12 protein-coding genes are annotated in these 16,052 nt (G+C 67.8%); all 12 read left to right on the forward strand.

The genetic code is table 11. The features are described 5' to 3' along the window. The first annotated feature begins 158 nt into the window (after positions 1 to 158). Positions 159 to 863, forward strand: a complete 705-nt coding sequence (locus AB4851_RS05615; protein WP_414448790.1) for an energy transducer TonB — start codon at positions 159 to 161, stop codon at positions 861 to 863. Between the two features lie 96 nt (positions 864 to 959). Further along, positions 960 to 1,865, forward strand: a complete 906-nt coding sequence (locus AB4851_RS05620) for a MotA/TolQ/ExbB proton channel family protein (protein ID WP_414448791.1) — start codon at positions 960 to 962, stop codon at positions 1,863 to 1,865. An 11-nt stretch (positions 1,866 to 1,876) separates the two neighbouring features. Further along, positions 1,877 to 2,299: an ExbD/TolR family protein gene (locus AB4851_RS05625; RefSeq protein ID WP_414448792.1), complete on the forward strand. Its 423-nt coding sequence runs from the start codon at positions 1,877 to 1,879 to the stop codon at positions 2,297 to 2,299. Between the two features lie 9 nt (positions 2,300 to 2,308). After that, positions 2,309 to 2,737 carry an ExbD/TolR family protein gene (locus tag AB4851_RS05630; protein ID WP_414448793.1) on the forward strand — a complete coding sequence of 143 codons (429 nt, stop codon included), beginning with the start codon at positions 2,309 to 2,311 and terminating at the stop codon, positions 2,735 to 2,737. A 16-nt stretch (positions 2,738 to 2,753) separates the two neighbouring features. Continuing rightward, positions 2,754 to 3,953, forward strand: a complete 1,200-nt coding sequence (locus AB4851_RS05635) for a tetratricopeptide repeat protein (protein WP_414448794.1) — start codon at positions 2,754 to 2,756, stop codon at positions 3,951 to 3,953. A 13-nt stretch (positions 3,954 to 3,966) separates the two neighbouring features. Then, complete coding sequence (locus tag AB4851_RS05640; RefSeq protein ID WP_414448795.1) at positions 3,967 to 4,542, forward strand: helix-turn-helix domain-containing protein; 576 nt, start codon at positions 3,967 to 3,969, stop codon at positions 4,540 to 4,542. A gap of 262 nt (positions 4,543 to 4,804) precedes the next feature. Next, a complete protein-coding gene (locus tag AB4851_RS05645; RefSeq protein ID WP_414448796.1) occupies positions 4,805 to 7,555 on the forward strand; it encodes a TonB-dependent receptor in 2,751 nt (916 codons plus the stop codon). Between the two features lie 130 nt (positions 7,556 to 7,685). Continuing rightward, positions 7,686 to 9,533: an extracellular solute-binding protein gene (locus tag AB4851_RS05650; RefSeq protein ID WP_414448797.1), complete on the forward strand. Its 1,848-nt coding sequence runs from the start codon at positions 7,686 to 7,688 to the stop codon at positions 9,531 to 9,533. A 4-nt stretch (positions 9,534 to 9,537) separates the two neighbouring features. After that, on the forward strand, positions 9,538 to 10,587 hold the full coding sequence (locus AB4851_RS05655; RefSeq protein WP_414448798.1) for a microcin C ABC transporter permease YejB: 1,050 nt from the start codon (positions 9,538 to 9,540) through the stop codon (positions 10,585 to 10,587). Further along, positions 10,541 to 11,650 (forward strand): ABC transporter permease, encoded by a 1,110-nt coding sequence (locus tag AB4851_RS05660; RefSeq protein ID WP_414448799.1) that lies wholly within the window; start codon positions 10,541 to 10,543, stop codon positions 11,648 to 11,650. Before AB4851_RS05655 ends, AB4851_RS05660 begins: the two co-directional genes overlap by 47 nt. Continuing rightward, positions 11,650 to 13,269: an ABC transporter ATP-binding protein gene (locus AB4851_RS05665; protein ID WP_414448800.1), complete on the forward strand. Its 1,620-nt coding sequence runs from the start codon at positions 11,650 to 11,652 to the stop codon at positions 13,267 to 13,269. The genes AB4851_RS05660 and AB4851_RS05665 overlap by 1 nt, the downstream gene beginning before the upstream one ends. 25 nt (positions 13,270 to 13,294) lie before the next feature. Beyond that, positions 13,295 to 15,994, forward strand: a complete 2,700-nt coding sequence (locus tag AB4851_RS05670; protein ID WP_414448801.1) for a penicillin-binding protein 1A — start codon at positions 13,295 to 13,297, stop codon at positions 15,992 to 15,994. Positions 15,995 to 16,052: the final 58 nt, after the last annotated feature.

Consider the following 16,052-nt stretch of genomic DNA (forward strand, 5'->3'; position numbering starts at 1 on the left):
AGTTTTATCATCCGGGCGGAAAGGTCCGGCGCTATCGATTCGGAATCCGAACGATATGGGCGCCGTGTGCCGTCGCGCCGGTTACGAGACGCCGGCCGCGCCCGATCCAGGCGCGGTCATGTTGCCGGGCGCATCCCGTCCGGGGGATTGATTTGACAATGAAAATTGATGAGGGCCTCGCCGCGTCGAATCGCGGGTTGGCGCAGCTCGGCCGTCCCCGCCAATACGACGCCGCGCGCAAGCAACCGGTGCGCCGCTACGCGGGCATCGCCATCGTGCTGCTGCTGCACGTCGTGCTGATCTACGCCCTGCTCAACGGCCTGGCCACCAAGGTCGTGCAGGTTATCCAGCATCCTATCGAAACCCGCATCATCGAGCCGGTCAAGCCACCGCCGCCTCCGCCGATGCCGACCGTCAAGCTGCCGCCGCCCAAATTCGCGCCACCGCCACCGCCGTTCGTGCCGCCGCCCGAGGTGCCCGTGCAGGCGCCGCCGACGCCCGCGCCGATCGTTCACCAGGCCGCGCCCGTAGTGTCCGCGCCGGTCGCCGCGCCGCCGGTGGTGGCCCCGCCGGTGCCCGCGCCGAAGCCCGTCAGCCATGAGGTCGGCGTGGTCTGCCCGAATTCGGATCAGATCCGCGGCTCGATCCGCTACCCGCAGGCCGCGCAGGAAAACAACATCACGGGCGAGGTGCTGATCGAATTCACCGTCACCGCCGACGGCAAGATCGCCAACGAGCGTGTGGCGCAGTCCGCCGATTCCGATCTCGATCGCGCCGCGTTCGACGCGGTCAGGCAGTTCAAGTGCGTCGGCCAGGGTCAGCCGGTGCGCGTGCAGGTTCCGTTCTCGTTCAATCTGAACTGAGTCCATCAATCCGAAACGGGCGCTGGCCGCGAGGTCGGCGCCGGATGGCGAAGACCGTCGCGTATTCGTCAGTACACCGAAAAAACAGGAGTGGGTATGGCAAAGCGTTCGATCGCCGCGCTTGCGGCAAGCATGATGATTTCCGCCACCGGGCTGGTCACGCCGGCCGTGCTGTTCGCGCCGCAGGCGGCGTATGCGCAGTCGAGCGATGCGGCCGCGGCGTCGGCCAGCGCCGCCGTGCAGGCCGCGCCGGCACAAGCCGCGCCCGCCGATGCGCCGCCGCCCGAGCCGGCCGCCACCGAGGCGGTCAGCAATCCGTACGGCCTCGGCGCGTTGTGGAAGGGAGGCGATTTCGTCGCGCGTTTCGTGCTGGTGCTGCTCGTGATCATGTCGATGGGGAGCTGGTACATCATGGTCACCAAGTTCCTCGAACAATTGCGCGCCAACCGCCGCGCCACGCACGCCGACGCGCAGCTCTGGAGCGCGCCGACGCTGGCCGACGGCGTCAAGCTGCTCGACGAAGCCTCGCCGTTCCGCTTCCTGACCGAAACCGCCATCGAGGCCGGCGAGCATCATCAGGAAGTGCTGCTCGAAGCCGTCGATCGCAATACGTGGATCGACGCCTCCGTCGAGCGCGGTATCACCAACGTGTCGAACCGCCTGCAGGACGGCCTGGCGTTCCTTGGCACGGTCGGCTCCACCGCGCCGTTCGTCGGCCTGTTCGGCACCGTGTGGGGCATCTATCACGCGCTGACGGCGATCGGCATCGCGGGTCAGGCCTCGATCGACAAGGTGGCCGGCCCGGTGGGCGAGGCGCTGATCATGACCGCGATCGGCCTGGCCGTGGCGGTGCCGGCGGTGCTCGGCTACAACTTCCTGGTTCGACGCAACAAGACGGTGATGGAGCGCGTGCGCAACTTCGGCGCGCAACTGCACACCGTGGTGCTGGCCGGCGGCGGTCGCCGCGCGGTGCGTGCGCCTGCGGCCTCGCTCGGCCGCTAAGGAGGCGAATCATGGCCATGAGCGTCGGGCAGGACGACAACGACGAGGTGATCTCGGCCATCAACACCACGCCGCTGGTCGACGTGATGCTGGTGCTGCTGATCATCTTCCTGATCACGATTCCGGTCGTCACGCACACGATCCCGCTGCAATTGCCGAAGGAAACCGTGCAGCCGTTGCAGACCACGCCGAAGAGCATCGAGATCGCCGTCAATCGCGAAGGGCAGTATTTCTGGGGCGAGAAGCTGATCGACGGCCCGACGCTGCTCGCGAAGCTGAAGGATATCTCGCAGATGAACCCGCAGCCCGACGTGCACGTGCGCGGCGATCAGGACACGCGCTACGAATTCATCGGCCGCCTGATCACCGATTGCGAACGGGCCGGCATCGCCAAGGTGTCCTTCATAACGGAGCCGCCCGCGCGCGGGGGCTAGGAGCAGACGATGGGAATGAACGTGTCCTCGCGTGGCGGCGGTGAGCCGGAGGTGATGGTCGACATCAACACCACGCCGCTGATCGACGTGATGCTGGTGCTGCTGATCATGCTGATCATCACGATTCCGATCCAGATGCACTCGGTGAAGATGGACCTGCCGGTGGGCACCCCGCCGCCGCCGCCCAAGCCGCCCGAGATCGTGCAGATCGATATCGACTTCGACGGCACCACCACCTGGAACGGCGCGCCGGTGCCGAACCGGGCGGCGCTCGAACAGAAGCTCTCGGCCGCAGCGGCCGAGCCGGTGCAGCCGGAAATCCACCTGCGTCCGAACAAGCTGGTGCCGTATCGCGACGTGGCCGGCGTGCTGGCGGCCGCGCAACGCGTGGGTGCGACCAAGATCGGCCTGATCGGCAACGAACAGTACATGCAGTAACGAACCGGACACCGCGATGATCGATCAACGGATGAAGCGCGCCGCGCAGGCGGCCGCGCTGGGGATGCTTGTCGCCTGCGCACCGGGCGCGTCGCACGCTGCCGACACGCTGCGGCCCGACGTGGCCCGGCCGCTGTCGGCCGCGCAGGATCTGTACCGCGCACACAAGTATCGCGATGCGCTCGGCAAGATCGCGCTGGCGCAGGCCGTGCCGAACAAGACGCCATACGAGGCGCTGACCGTCGACGAGATGCGCGGCGCGGCGGCGATGGCGGCCGGCGACGCCGCCACGGCCGAGCAGGCCTACGAGGCGGTGCTGGCGTCGGACCATGCGGGGGCGGCCGACGAGCAGCGCACGGCCGCCGCGCTGGCCGGGCTGTATTTCCAGTCGAAGCGCTATCCGCAGGCGATCCGCACCGCGCAGCGCTACCAGAAGGCGGGCGGAGCGGATCCCGAGATGCGCACGCTGCTGTTGCAGTCCTACTACCTGTCGAACGATTGCACGCCGGTGATCGCCACGCTGAAGCCGGTCGTGGAGGCCGACGCGCGTGCGGGCCGGGCGACCGACGAGGCGTCGCTGCAGATGCTGGCCACCTGTGCGCAGCGCGCCAACGACGGCGCGACCTATTTGAGCGCGCTCGAATCGTTGGCCGTGCGCTACCCGAACCCGGCGTATCAGAGCCAATTGTTCGATGCGATTCGCTCCCGGCCCGGCTATCTGTCCTCGCTCGATCTCGACATCTACCGCCTGCGCCGCGCCACCGGGAGCCTGAGCAGCGCGGGCGACTACATGGAGATGACGCAGCTCGCGATCGTGGCCGGCTCCACGGCCGAGGGCAAGCAGGTGATCGATCAGGGCTTTGTGTCGGGCGCGCTCGGTCACGATGCGCAGGCCGATCGCGAGAAGCGGCTGCAGGCGCTGGCCGCCAAGCGATTGCTGGCGCCGCCCGATCCGGCCAACCCTGTCGATCCGGTCGATGCCGGGCTGAACCTCGTGTTCGCGGGCAAGCCGGCCGACGGCCTCGCGCAGATCCGCCAGGCGATCGCCAAGGGCGGCCTCGCGCATCCCGATCTCGCGCAACTGCGGCTCGGCGAGGCGTATTACGTCGCCGGCGACAAGGCTCGCGCGCAGCAGGCATTCCGCGCGCTGAGCCACGGCGGGCATGACGGAACGGCAGAACTGGCGGGGCTGTGGGGCCTCGTCGCCGCGAAATGAACGGCGGCCGACCATGGCTCCGTTCAGTGAGGAAACGATGTCCGCGTCGGCGGCGATCGGCGGCCGGATCCGCGTGCTGCGGCAGCGGTTGAGCCTGACGCTCAGCGAGGTGGCGGCGATGGCGGGGCTGTCGAAGCCGTTTCTGTCGCAGGTGGAGCGCGGGCGCGCGACGCCGTCGCTGCAATCGCTGGCCGGCATCGCGCGGGCGCTGGGCGTGACGATGCAGTACTTCGTGGAGGCGCCGAGCGAGGCGAAATCGGTGCGCCGCGCCGAGTCGCTGCAGTTCTTCAGCTTCGCCGATTCGACGACCTCGTTCGCACGGCTGACGGGCCAGGCGGACGGCAGGCAGCTCGACGCGGTGCTGGTGAAGATGCCGGCCCATCAGGCGCGTACCGCCACGGCGTCGCCCACCGGCGAGCAGTTCGTGTATGTGATGCGCGGCGAGATTGCGCTGACGCTCGACGGCCGCAGCTTCACGCTGAAGCCGGGCGATTCGGTGCATTACGAGGCGACGGTGGCCTGTGCCTGGCGCAATGCGTCGGCCGAGGAGGCCTGGGTCGTCTGGGTGGGGACGCCACGCCTGTTTTGAAGGGCTCGGCGGAGAACGCGGGAAAACGTGCTGTCGCTCATGAAAGATAGTTCGCAGGACTAATAAAAATGCGGGTTTCGGAATGCGGTGCGAACCACGCGTTGACGAGCAGTGAAAAAAAGCAGTCTGGCAACGGGCAGTGAATCGGCAATACAGGGTTTGTTCACGGAACCGAAACGCGATGCCGCATGAGCGGTCAACGGATTTCACGAGATTCCGGCGCGCAACGGGTGGGGTCTATTTGTTCAGCGAGAGGGGCAAGATGAAACAGAGCGTATTGGCGTTGGCGGTCAGGCAGATCGTCTGGGCGGAAATCGCATTCGCGGCGACGCTGGCGGTACCGGCGTTCGCGCAGAGCCAGCCGGCCGCCGGGCCGGTGGCGGTGGCCGATGCATTGGCGGCCGGGCCGGCCGTGACGGTCGCGCAGGCCGATGCCGCGCCGGAAGCGGCGGCGGCGCCGACCGGCGCGTCGGGCGCGGCGGCAACCAAGCCGAAGGTGGCGCAGATCAAGCGCTTCGAAGTGACCGGCTCGCTGATCCGCAGCTCGGACAAGGTCGGCTTCAACCAGGTGCAGACGATCTCCCAGAAGGACATCACCAGCAGCGGCGCCACGACCGTGGCCGACTTCCTGCGCAACACCGCCGCCAACTCGGCCAATAGCTGGAGCGAAGGGCAGAGCAGCAGCTTCGCGGCCGGCGCGGCCGGCATCGCGCTGCGCGGCCTGCCCGAGAAATACACGCTGGTGCTGGTGGACGGCCAGCGCGTCGCGCCGTTCGCGTTCTTCTCGAACGCCGACGATTCGTTCTTCGACCTGAACACCATCCCGCTCAACGCGATCGAGCGGATCGAGATCGTCAAGACCGGCGCGGTGTCGCAATACGGTTCGGACGCGATCGGCGGCGTGGTCAACATCATCACCAAGCACGATTTTCGAGGCCTGCAACTCGACGGCAGCCTCGGCTCGGCGTTCAACAGCGGCAACGGCGACGGCACCGCCAAGTTCGGCGTGCTCGGCGGCTTCGGCGACCTGAACGCCGACCGCTTCAACATCACCGCCGCGGCCAGCTATTACAAGTCGAACGGCTTCACGCTGGCCGACCGCGATTCGACCCGCAGCCAGGATTTCACCGGCCTGCCCGGCGGGCTATCCGTGCTCTCGCCGTCGTACTGGAACCTGCCCGGCGGCAACGCACAGGCGCTGGCCGGTTGCCCCGGCGGCAGCGTGCGCCCGGCCGGCACCAACTCGCTGGCGGCCACCAACGGCCTGGGCGGCACCGTGTGCGGCGTCAACACCGCGCAGAGCATGTCGATCCTGCCGATGACCGAGCGCCTGAACGCCAAGCTGCACGGCGATTTCAAGGTGGACGACAAGACCACCGCGTTCGGCGATTTCATGATCAGCAGCATCTCGTCCACCTCGAACCAGGGCGTGCGGCCGGTGGGCAACCCGCAAGGCCCGGCGCTGGTCTGGAACCCGGCGACGCAGCAGCTTTCGCCGTTCAACACCGTGGTGCCGGTCAGCAACCCGTACAACACCACGGGCGTGCCGTCCGCGCTGACCTACACGTTCCCGAACGCGCTCGCCGAGAAAACCAACTCCACGTTCTGGCGCGCGGCCACCGGCATCAAGGGCTCGGTGGGGCTGCCGGTGGGCGGCGAATGGGATTGGGCGACCTCGCTGAGCCATTCGCAGAGCACGGTGTCGAACTCGTTCTCGAACGAACTCAACGTCAACGCGCTGAACAATATCTACCAGAACGGCACGCTGAACTTCGCCAACCCGTCGGCCACGCCGAACGGCCTGAACGGGCTGTATCAGGATGCCAGCACGTTCGGCATCTCGAAGCTCGACACGATCGACGCCACGCTGTCCACGCCCACGCTGTTCCATCTGCCTACCGGCGATGTGGGCCTCGGCCTCGGCGCGCAGTTCACGCACCAGAGCGAATTCCTGTCGCCCGGCTCGGAATTCCTGAGCGGGCAGGTGGTGTCGCCGAACCTGCAGACGGTGAACGGCCAGCGCAACGTGGCCGCCGTCTATTACCAGGTCAACGTGCCGATCCTGAAGAACCTGACGTTCAGCCAGTCGGGCCGCTACGATCACTACTCCGATGTGGGCGGCGCGTTCTCGCCGCGCTTCGCGCTGCGCTACCAGCCGGCCCAGCAGCTCACGCTGTACACGTCGTACAGCCGCGGCTTCCGCGCGCCGACCTTCGTGGAAGACAGCTCATCGCGCACCATCGGCAGCCAGGTCGATTCGGCCACCGGCCAGAACTACACCTCGATCACGGTCGGCAACCCGAACATCGCGCCGGAGCGCACGCGCAACCTGAACATCGGCTTCCAGCTCTCGCCGAGCCGCTACACCGATTTCAGCCTCGACTGGTACAAGATCCGCGTCGACAACGTGATCGGGCAGGGCGACCCCACCAGCACGGTGACCGACCCGAGCACCGGCGCGCTGCTGTACAAGATCACGCCGTACCAGAACCTCGGCTACCTCGACACCAACGGCTTCGAATCGACGTTCCGCCAGGCCGTGCCGCTCAAGGGCCTCGGCACCATCACGCTGTCGGGCGACTGGGCCTACGTGAAGAACTTCAAGATCGGCCAGCCGGGCGCGGCCCCGGTGGACGGCGCGGGCAACAACTTCACGCTGACCCAGCCGTTCGGCGGCAGCTTCCCGCGCTGGCGTGGCAACACCACGCTGGACTGGACCTACCATCGCTGGGATGCGGCGCTGACCTGGCTGTTCACCGGCCCGTACGCGCAGAACCTGCTGCCGGCGCCCGCGCCGGCCAAGGTCGGCTCGTACAGCCAGTTCAACCTGATGGTGACCTACACGGGCTTCAAGAACTGGACGATCTACGGCGGCATCGACAACATCTTCAACCGCACGCCGCCGTACGACCCGATCTTCGCGAACGGCACGCTGAGCCAGACCGGCTACGATCAGTCGATCTACACGTATATCGGTCGTTTTGCGCAGATCGGCGCGACGTACAAGTTCTGACGCGACTCGGCGCGGCGAGCGGCGGCCAGCCGCTCGCGCCGCGCCGGGCTTGTGTTCGATCCACCTCTTCACCGGGGCGCGCCGGCGGCGTGCGGCGCGGCGCCCCAGCAGGATGACGATGAAACCAGCCATGTGGCGTAGGCTCGCGCGCGCGGCCGCCTTCGCATGGGCCGCCTCGGCGGCCGTGTGCGCCGTGCCGGGCGCGGCGTTCGCGGTGCCCGCGATCGCCCAGTACGACGCGCCGAAATACCCGCCCGACTTCACGCATTTCGATTACGCGGATCCGAACGCGCCGGCCGACGGCACGCTCAGCTTCAACAACTACAACGAGGCGCAGAGCTACGATTCGCTGAATCCGTTCCTGGTGCGCGGCTCGCCCGCGCCCGACATCCAGAACCTGATGTTCGACACGCTGATGCAGCGCAGTTGGGACGAACTCGCCTCCGAATATCCGCTGATTGCCGACGACGTGGAGATCGCGCCGGACCACGCCTCGGCGACCTTCCACCTGAACCCGGCCGCGCGCTTCTCGAACGGCGATCCGGTCACGGCCGCCGACGTCAAGTACTCCTACGACACGCTGGCCAGCCCGCAGGCCTCGCCGCTGTTCAACGCGCAGTTCGAGGTGATCCGCCGCGCCGTGGCGATCGACGCCCACACCGTGCGTTTCGATTTCAAACGCCCCGAGCGTTCCGCGCCGCTGATCGCGGGCGACCTGCCGGTGTTCTCGCCGAAGTGGGGCATGCGCCCCGACGGCACGCGTCCGCCGTTCGACCAGATCGTCGACGTGCCGCCGATCGCGAGCGGCGCGTACCGGATCGTCGCGCGCCGGAACGACCGCTCGATCGTCTACGCGCGCAACGCCGATTACTGGGCCGCGAACCTGCCGTCGCGGCGCGGCATGTTCCGTTTCGCCCGCATCGATTTCAAGCTGTTCGTCGATCAGTATTCGATGCTGGAAGCGTTCAAGGCCGGCGACATCGACGCGCGAATGGAATACAGCTCGACGCAATGGGCGCGCCGCTACGTCGGCAAGAACTTCGACAGCGGCTTGCTGAAGAAGGGCGAATTCCCCGACGGCCCGCCGCAGATGCAGGGCTTCATCATGAACCTGCGCAGCCCGATGTTCCGCGACGTGCGCGTGCGTCACGCGCTGGCGCTCGCGTTCGACTACGACTGGATGAACCGGATGATGTTCTACGGCCAGTACCGGCGCACCAACAGCTTCTGGGACGCCAGCCCGTTCGGCGCCACCGGCATGCCGAGCGAGAAGGAGCTGGCGCTGCTCGAACCATTTCGCGGCACGTTGCCGCCCGAAGTGTTCGGCCCGATGGTGCGCCAGCCGAGCACGCTGCCGCCCAGCTCGCAGCGCGACAACCTCAAGGAAGCGCGCGCGCTGCTGGAGCAGGCCGGCTGGCATTACCGCGACGGCGCGCTGCGTGACGCCGCCGGCAACCCGATGACGATCGAGATCATGGACGACCAGCCCGGCATGGACCGCCTGATCCTGCCGTACACGCAGGCGCTGGCGCTGCTCGGCATCCACGCCTGGCTGCACGAGCTGGACAGCGCGCTGTTCCAGAAGCGGCTCGACAACTTCCAGTACGACATGACCACCTTCATCTATCCGCCCGTGACGATCCCCGGGGCCGAACTGACGCGCCGCTTCGGCAGCGCGGCGGCCTCGCAGGTCGGTTCGGAGAACTATCCGGGCGTGAAGTCGAAGGCGGTCGATGCGCTGATTCGCGCCGTGCAGTCGGCCAACACGCTCGACGAACTCGAAACCGCCACCCGCGCGCTCGACCGCGTGCTGATCAACCTCTACGTCCTGGTGCCGCAGTACTACCTACCCAACGCGCGGATCGGCTACAAGACCACGCTCGGCTTCCCGAAAACCATTCCGCAGTCCTATGTGTACGAGGACTGGATCATCGATTACTGGTACCGCAAGCGGCCGCCTGCCGGCGGCAAGGAGTGACGCAATGCTCGCCTACATACTGAGACGTTTGCTGCTGATGATCCCGACGCTGATCGGGGTGGTGACGATCACGTTCGCCGTCACCCAGTTCGTGCCGGGCGGCCCGGTCGAACAGGTGCTGATGCAGTTGCGCCACGGCGCATCGCGCGGCGGCGAGGGCGGCGGGGCCGGCGGCTATCACGGCAGCCAGGGCGTCGATCCGCAGCAGATCGAGCAGATCAAGAAGCAGTTCGGCTTCGACAAGCCGCCGCTCACGCGCTATTTCATGATGCTGCGGAACTACGCGCGCTTCGATCTCGGCCAGTCGTATTTCGCGCACCGCAGCGTGTGGGACGTGATCCGCTCGAAGCTGCCGGTGTCGATCACGCTGGGGCTGTGGACGGTGCTGCTGACCTACCTGATCTCGGTGCCGCTCGGCATCGCGAAGGCGGTGCGCAACGGCTCGCGCTTCGACGCCGTGACGAGCGTGATGGTGCTGAGCGGCTATGCGATCCCGGGCTTCGTGCTCGGCGTGCTGCTGCTGATGCTGTTCGGCGGCGGCACGTTCTGGCAGGTGTTCCCGATGCGCGGCATCACGTCCGACAACTTCGACGACCTGAGCGCGATGGGCAAGCTGCTCGATTACCTGTGGCACATCGTGCTGCCCGTCACGGCGGCCGTGATCGGCAACTTCGCGATCGTCACGATCCTGACCAAGAACACGTTCCTGGAGGAGATCGGCCGGCAATACGTGCTGACCGCGCGCGCCAAGGGCGCGCCCGAGCGCGACGTGCTCTGGAAGCACGTGCTGCGCAACGCCGCGATTCCGCTCGTCACGGGGCTGCCCGCCGCGTTCGTGGGCGCGTTCCTGAACGGCAACCTGCTGATCGAGACGCTGTTCTCGCTCGACGGCATGGGGCAACTGTCCTACGACTCGGTGATCCGCCGCGACTATCCGGTCGTGCTCGGTTCGCTGTTCCTGTTCACGCTGATCGGTCTGATCACCAAACTCATCGCTGACGTCTGCTATGTCCTCGTCGACCCGCGCATCCAATTCTCCCGCCTGGACCACTGACCCGGTGGCCGGCCTGCAAGCGTCGCTGTCGCCATGGCGGCGCACCTGGCGGCGGTTTCGCCGCCAGCGGCTCGGCTACTGGAGCTTCGTGATCTTCGCCACGCTGTTCGTGACCAGCCTGTTCGCCGACGTGCTGTCGAACGACCGGCCGCTGGTGGTCCGCTACGACGGGCACTACTACTTCCCGATCATGAAGGATTACCCCGAAACGCTGTTCGGCGGCGATTTCCCGGCCAAGACCAATTATCTCGATCCGTATATTCGCGACCGCCTCGAAGCGCACGGCAATTTCGCGGTCTATCCGCCGAGCCGCTACCGCTACGACACGATCGACTACTTCGCGAAGAATCCGTATCCGGCCCGGCCGTCGGCCAGCAACTGGCTCGGCACCGACCAGTTCGGCCGCGACGTGCTCGCGCGGTTGCTGTACGGCTTCCGGCTGTCGGTGCTGATGGCGTTCGCGCTGACGCTGTCGGGCGTGGCGATCGGGGTGGCGGTGGGAGCGGCGCAGGGCTTCTACGGCGGGCGCACCGACCTGATCGGCCAGCGCCTGATCGAGATCTGGAGCTCGATGCCCGACCTGTACCTGCTGATCATCTTCGCGTCGATCTTCAACCCGTCGCTGTGGCTGCTGTTCGTGCTGCTGTCGATGTTCGGCTGGCTCGTGCTGTCCGATTACGTGCGCGCCGAATTCCTGCGCAACCGCGCGCTCGATTACGTGAAGGCCGCACGCACGCTCGGCCTGACGAACCTGCAGATCATCTGGCGGCACGTGTTGCCCAACAGCCTCACGCCCGTCATCACGTTCCTGCCGTTCCGCATGAGCGCGGCCATCCTGTCGCTGACCAGCCTCGATTTCCTGGGCCTCGGCGTGCCGCCGCCCACGCCGAGCCTGGGCGAGCTGTTGCAGGAGGGCAAGAACAACCTCGACGCGTGGTGGATCTCGATCTCGGCGTTCGCCGCGCTGGTGGTCACGCTGCTGCTGCTGACGTTCATGGGCGATGCGCTGCGCAACGCGCTCGACACGCGCGCGCGCGGCTCGGCATTCGGCGGAGGCAAGTGATGGCGAACCACGACGCACGGCCGTTGTTGAGCATCGAGAATTTTTCCGCGAGCTTCGGCGGGCGCGCCGCCGTGCAGAACCTGACGCTGGCGATCGAGCGCGGCGAGCGCGTCGCGCTGGTCGGCGAATCGGGCTCCGGCAAGAGCGTGACGGCGCTGTCGCTGCTGCGGCTGGTGCGCGACGCGCATCTGTCGGGCCGCATGCTGCTCGACGGCGAGGATCTGCTGCGCAAGACCGAGCAGCAGATGCGCGGGATTCGCGGCGCGGACATCGCAATGGTGTTCCAGGAGCCGATGACGGCGCTCAATCCGCTCTACACCGTGGGCAAGCAGATCGCCGAAAGCCTGCGTCTGCACGAGGGCTTGCGGCCCGGCGCGGCGCGGCGGCGCGGCATCGAGCTGCTGCGCCGCACCGGCATTCCAGAGCCGGAGCGCCGCATCGACAGCTTCCCGCACCAGCTTTCGGGCGGCCAGCGCCAGCGCGCGATGATCGCGATGGCGCTCGCGTGCCGGCCGCGCCTGCTGCTGGCCGACGAACCCACCACGGCGCTCGACGTGACGGTGCGTCAGCAGATCGTCGATCTGCTGATTGCGTTGCAGGAGCAGGAGGCGGCCGAGCGCGGCATGGCGGTGCTGCTGATCACCCACGACCTGAACCTCGTGCGGCGCTTCGCGCAGCGCGTGGCCGTGATGGAAAAGGGCGTGCTGGTGGAAACCAACGCCACCGCCGAGCTGTTCGCGCATCCGCAGCATCCGTACACGCAGCGGCTGCTCGACAGCGAGCCGATGCGCGCCGTCGAACCTGTGGCGCCCGACGCGCCGGTGATCCTCGACGTGCGGCAGGTGGCGGTGGATTACCGCGTGGCCGCCAAGGGCTGGCGCCCGCTGGTCGGCAAGACCGCGTTTCGCGCCGTGCACGAGGTGGCGTTGACGCTGCGGCGCGGCGAGACGATCGGCATCGTGGGCGAATCCGGCTCCGGCAAATCGACGCTCGCCGCCACCGTGCTGGGCCTGCAACGCCCGGCGGCCGGCGCCATCGAGATCGACGGGCTGCCGCTCGCCGAGGTGCGCGGCGCGCGTGGCAAGCGCGAGCTGTACAAGCGCATGCAGGTGGTGTTCCAGGATCCGTTCGGTTCGCTCTCGCCGCGCATGACGGTCGAGCAGATCGTCGGCGAGGGGCTGGCGCTGCATCGGCCCGACCTGACGCCGCCTGCGCGGCGCGCGCGAATCGCCGCGCTGCTGGAGGAGGTGGGCCTGGCGGGCGAATCGATGCTGCGCTATCCGCACGAGTTCTCGGGCGGCCAGCGCCAGCGCATCGCCATCGCGCGCGCGCTGGCCGTCGAGCCGGAGCTGCTGGTGCTCGACGAGCCGACCAGCGCGCTCGACGTGTCGATCCAGAAACAGGTGCTCAATCTGCTGACGAATCTGCAGAAGAAATACCGCCTGAGCTACCTGTTCATCACGCACGACCTGGCCGTGATGCGGGCCATGGCGCACCGCGTGATCGTCATGCAGGGCGGGCGCGTGGTGGAGGCGGGCGACGCGCTCGACGTGCTGCATGCGCCGTCGCACGCCTATACGCGGGCCTTGCTGGCGTCGTCGATGCCGGCCTTGCCGTAACGGTCGGGAGACGCGGACGGCGGCTTTGATACGATGCACGCTTTCGCCTTTCCGGGTGTTTCGCGTGAGCCGTCGTTTCCTGACTCGTCTGTTGTCCCGCCTCGCCGCCTGGCGGGACGCCGCCCGGCCCCGGGTGGCCGCCGCCGTCGAACACGCCCGGCCGTATGTTTCGCGTGCGCTCGGGCATGTCCGGCACCCTACGCGCCGCGGCGTGCTGATCGCGGTGGCCGCGCTGCCGGCGTTGCTGGCGCTGTACGTGGTGATCCTGATTCCGTTCACGCCGAGCATCGGCGATATCCGCAAGGCGCGCGTCGATGCGCCGGCCCAGGTGATGTCGTCCGACGGCAAGCTGCTGGCCGAGTTCAAGCCGTCCAACCGCGAATGGGTGGCGCTGTCCGACATCTCGCCGCACATGGTCGATGCGCTGATCGCGACCGAGGATCACCGCTTCTACGAGCATCACGGCCTCGACTGGAAGCGCACCGCGGGCGCGGCACTGCACACCTTCTCGGGCGACCGTCAGGGCGGCTCGACCATCACGCAGCAGCTCGCGCGCAACCTGTATCCCGACGAGATCGGGCGCGCCCCCACGCTCACGCGCAAGCTCAAGGAAGCGATCACGGCGCTGAAGATCGAGGCCGTCTACAGCAAGCCGCAGATCCTCGAAACCTACCTGAACACGGTGCCGTTCCTCTACAACGCCTACGGCGTGGAGATGGCCGCGCGCACCTATTTCGACAAATCCGCCGATCAGCTCGACATCCTCGACAGCGCCACGCTGGTGGGCATGCTCAAGGGCAACAGCTACTACAACCCGGTGATCAACCCCGAGCGCGCGCTGCAACGGCGCAACACGGTGCTCGGGCAGATGGTCAAGTTCGGCAAGCTCACGCCGGCGCAGTTCGCGGTGTTGCAGAAGAAGCCGCTGCGCATCGATTTCGAGCGCCAGAAGGAGCCGCCCGGCCCCGCGCCGCACTTCGCGCAGCAACTGAAGAAATGGCTGATCGGCTGGGCCGACCGCAACGACTACAACGTCTATTCGGATGGGCTGATCGTCAGGACCACGATCGATTCGCGGCTGCAGGCGATGGCGACGCAGGCGCTGCGCCTGCAGGCCAACCAGTTGCAGGGCGTCGCGAACGGCATGTGGAATTCGGGCAGCGGCTGCGCGGCGGGCAGCCCGCTGTTCCAGACCTTCATCCGCGAGACGCCCGAATACCATACCGCGCGCGACGGCGGCGCGGACGACGCGGCCGCACTCAAGACGCTCGACAAGGATCGCGATTTTCTGCGCAATCTGTGCAAGGCGAAGGCCGACGTGCAGGCCGGCTTCATGGCGATCGACCCGCGCGACGGCGCGATCCGCGCATGGGTGGGCAGCCGCGATTTCACCAACGAGCCGTTCGACCATGTGCAGCAGGCGCGTCGCCAGCCGGGTTCGACGTTCAAGGCGTTTGTGTACGGCGCGGCGTTTGCCGACGGCATGAAGCCGTCCGACACGTTCATCGACCAGCCCGTCGAAATCCCGCTCAAGGGCGGCGAGATCTGGCGCCCCGACGACGCCGAGCCGCCCACCGGCAAGCCGATGACGCTGGCCGACGCGCTCGCCTATTCGCGCAATCGCATCACCGCGCAACTGATGCAGCAGGTCGGCCCGGTCAAGGTGGCGCGGCTCGCGCGCGAGATGGGCGTGCGCGACAGCACGCTGGAAGCGGTGCCGTCGCTGGCGCTCGGCACCAGCCCGGTCACGCTGAAGGAAATGGTGTCCGGCTACGCGACCATCGCGAACCTCGGCAGCTACGTCGAGCCGCGCATGGTCACGCAGGTCGAGGATCGCAACGGCAACGTGCTGGCCGAATTCGCGCCCGCGCCGCCGGAGCGCACGCTGTCGGCGTCGGCCTCGCGCACGCTGGTCGATGCGCTGCGCGGCGTGATCAATCGCGGCACCGGCGCGGCGATCCGCTCGCGCTTCGGGATTCGCGGCGACGTGGCGGGCAAGACCGGCACCACGCAGGGCAATACCGACGGCTGGTTCATCCTGATGCAGCCGCAGCTCGTGGCGGGCGCGTGGGTGGGCTTCGACGATGGTCGCGTCACGCTCGGCGACAACTGGGGGCAAGGCGCGCGCAGCGCGTTGCCGATGGTCGGCGATTTCTACCAGCGTGCGTTGCGCGCCAGGCTGATCGATGCGCGTGCGAAGTTCGACACCGAATCGCCGCCGGGCTTCTTCGATACGCTGCGCGTCAAGCTGACCGACTGGATGACGTATCTGTTCCCGTCGAAGCCGGAGAAGACGGCCGCGCCGGCGAAGCCGCGTGCGACGCCGGCGCCTGCACCGGTGCCTGACGAGGCGCAGCAGCAGGCGGCGAGCGCGGCCAGTGCCGCTAGCGCTGCCAGCACGGCGGCGGCGGCCGATGGTGGTTCGGACCCGCTCGGCGCGTTCCTGAATCGCGGCGCGGCGGGTGCGCGGGCGGCGTCGGGGGTGGATACGTTCAGCGCGTCCGCGCCGCCGGTGTTGCAGCAGCCCGCGCCGGCTGCGGGCAATCGTGGACGCAATGGCGCGAGCGGGGGTGACGGCGGTACCGGAAACGGTGCCTACAACCCCGGCAACGCCGGAGCGAACGGCGGAGGCGCAGGCAATGGCTTCCCGTCGGAGCCGCCTTCGGATTCGCCGACGCCCACGCCCGACGCGCCCTCCACGGGCGGCAACGGCACGAATCCTTGATCCCGACCGATCGCGGCGCGGCAGCGGCTCAAACCGCCGCCGCACCGCGATCGCGCTT

The organism is Burkholderia sp. 22PA0099, from assembly GCF_047497165.1.
Classification (GTDB): Bacteria; Pseudomonadota; Gammaproteobacteria; order Burkholderiales; family Burkholderiaceae; genus Burkholderia.

Coding starts and splice junctions, on each gene's coding strand:
- AB4851_RS05615 (WP_414448790.1), top strand. CDS start 159: ATGAAAATTGATGAGGGCCTCGCCGCGTCGAATCGCGGGTTGGCGCAG.
- AB4851_RS05620 (WP_414448791.1), top strand. CDS start 960: ATGGCAAAGCGTTCGATCGCCGCGCTTGCGGCAAGCATGATGATTTCC.
- AB4851_RS05625 (WP_414448792.1), top strand. CDS start 1,877: ATGGCCATGAGCGTCGGGCAGGACGACAACGACGAGGTGATCTCGGCC.
- AB4851_RS05630 (WP_414448793.1), top strand. CDS start 2,309: ATGGGAATGAACGTGTCCTCGCGTGGCGGCGGTGAGCCGGAGGTGATG.
- AB4851_RS05635 (WP_414448794.1), top strand. CDS start 2,754: ATGATCGATCAACGGATGAAGCGCGCCGCGCAGGCGGCCGCGCTGGGG.
- AB4851_RS05640 (WP_414448795.1), top strand. CDS start 3,967: ATGGCTCCGTTCAGTGAGGAAACGATGTCCGCGTCGGCGGCGATCGGC.
- AB4851_RS05645 (WP_414448796.1), top strand. CDS start 4,805: ATGAAACAGAGCGTATTGGCGTTGGCGGTCAGGCAGATCGTCTGGGCG.
- AB4851_RS05650 (WP_414448797.1), top strand. CDS start 7,686: ATGTGGCGTAGGCTCGCGCGCGCGGCCGCCTTCGCATGGGCCGCCTCG.
- AB4851_RS05655 (WP_414448798.1), top strand. CDS start 9,538: ATGCTCGCCTACATACTGAGACGTTTGCTGCTGATGATCCCGACGCTG.
- AB4851_RS05660 (WP_414448799.1), top strand. CDS start 10,541: ATGTCCTCGTCGACCCGCGCATCCAATTCTCCCGCCTGGACCACTGAC.
- AB4851_RS05665 (WP_414448800.1), top strand. CDS start 11,650: ATGGCGAACCACGACGCACGGCCGTTGTTGAGCATCGAGAATTTTTCC.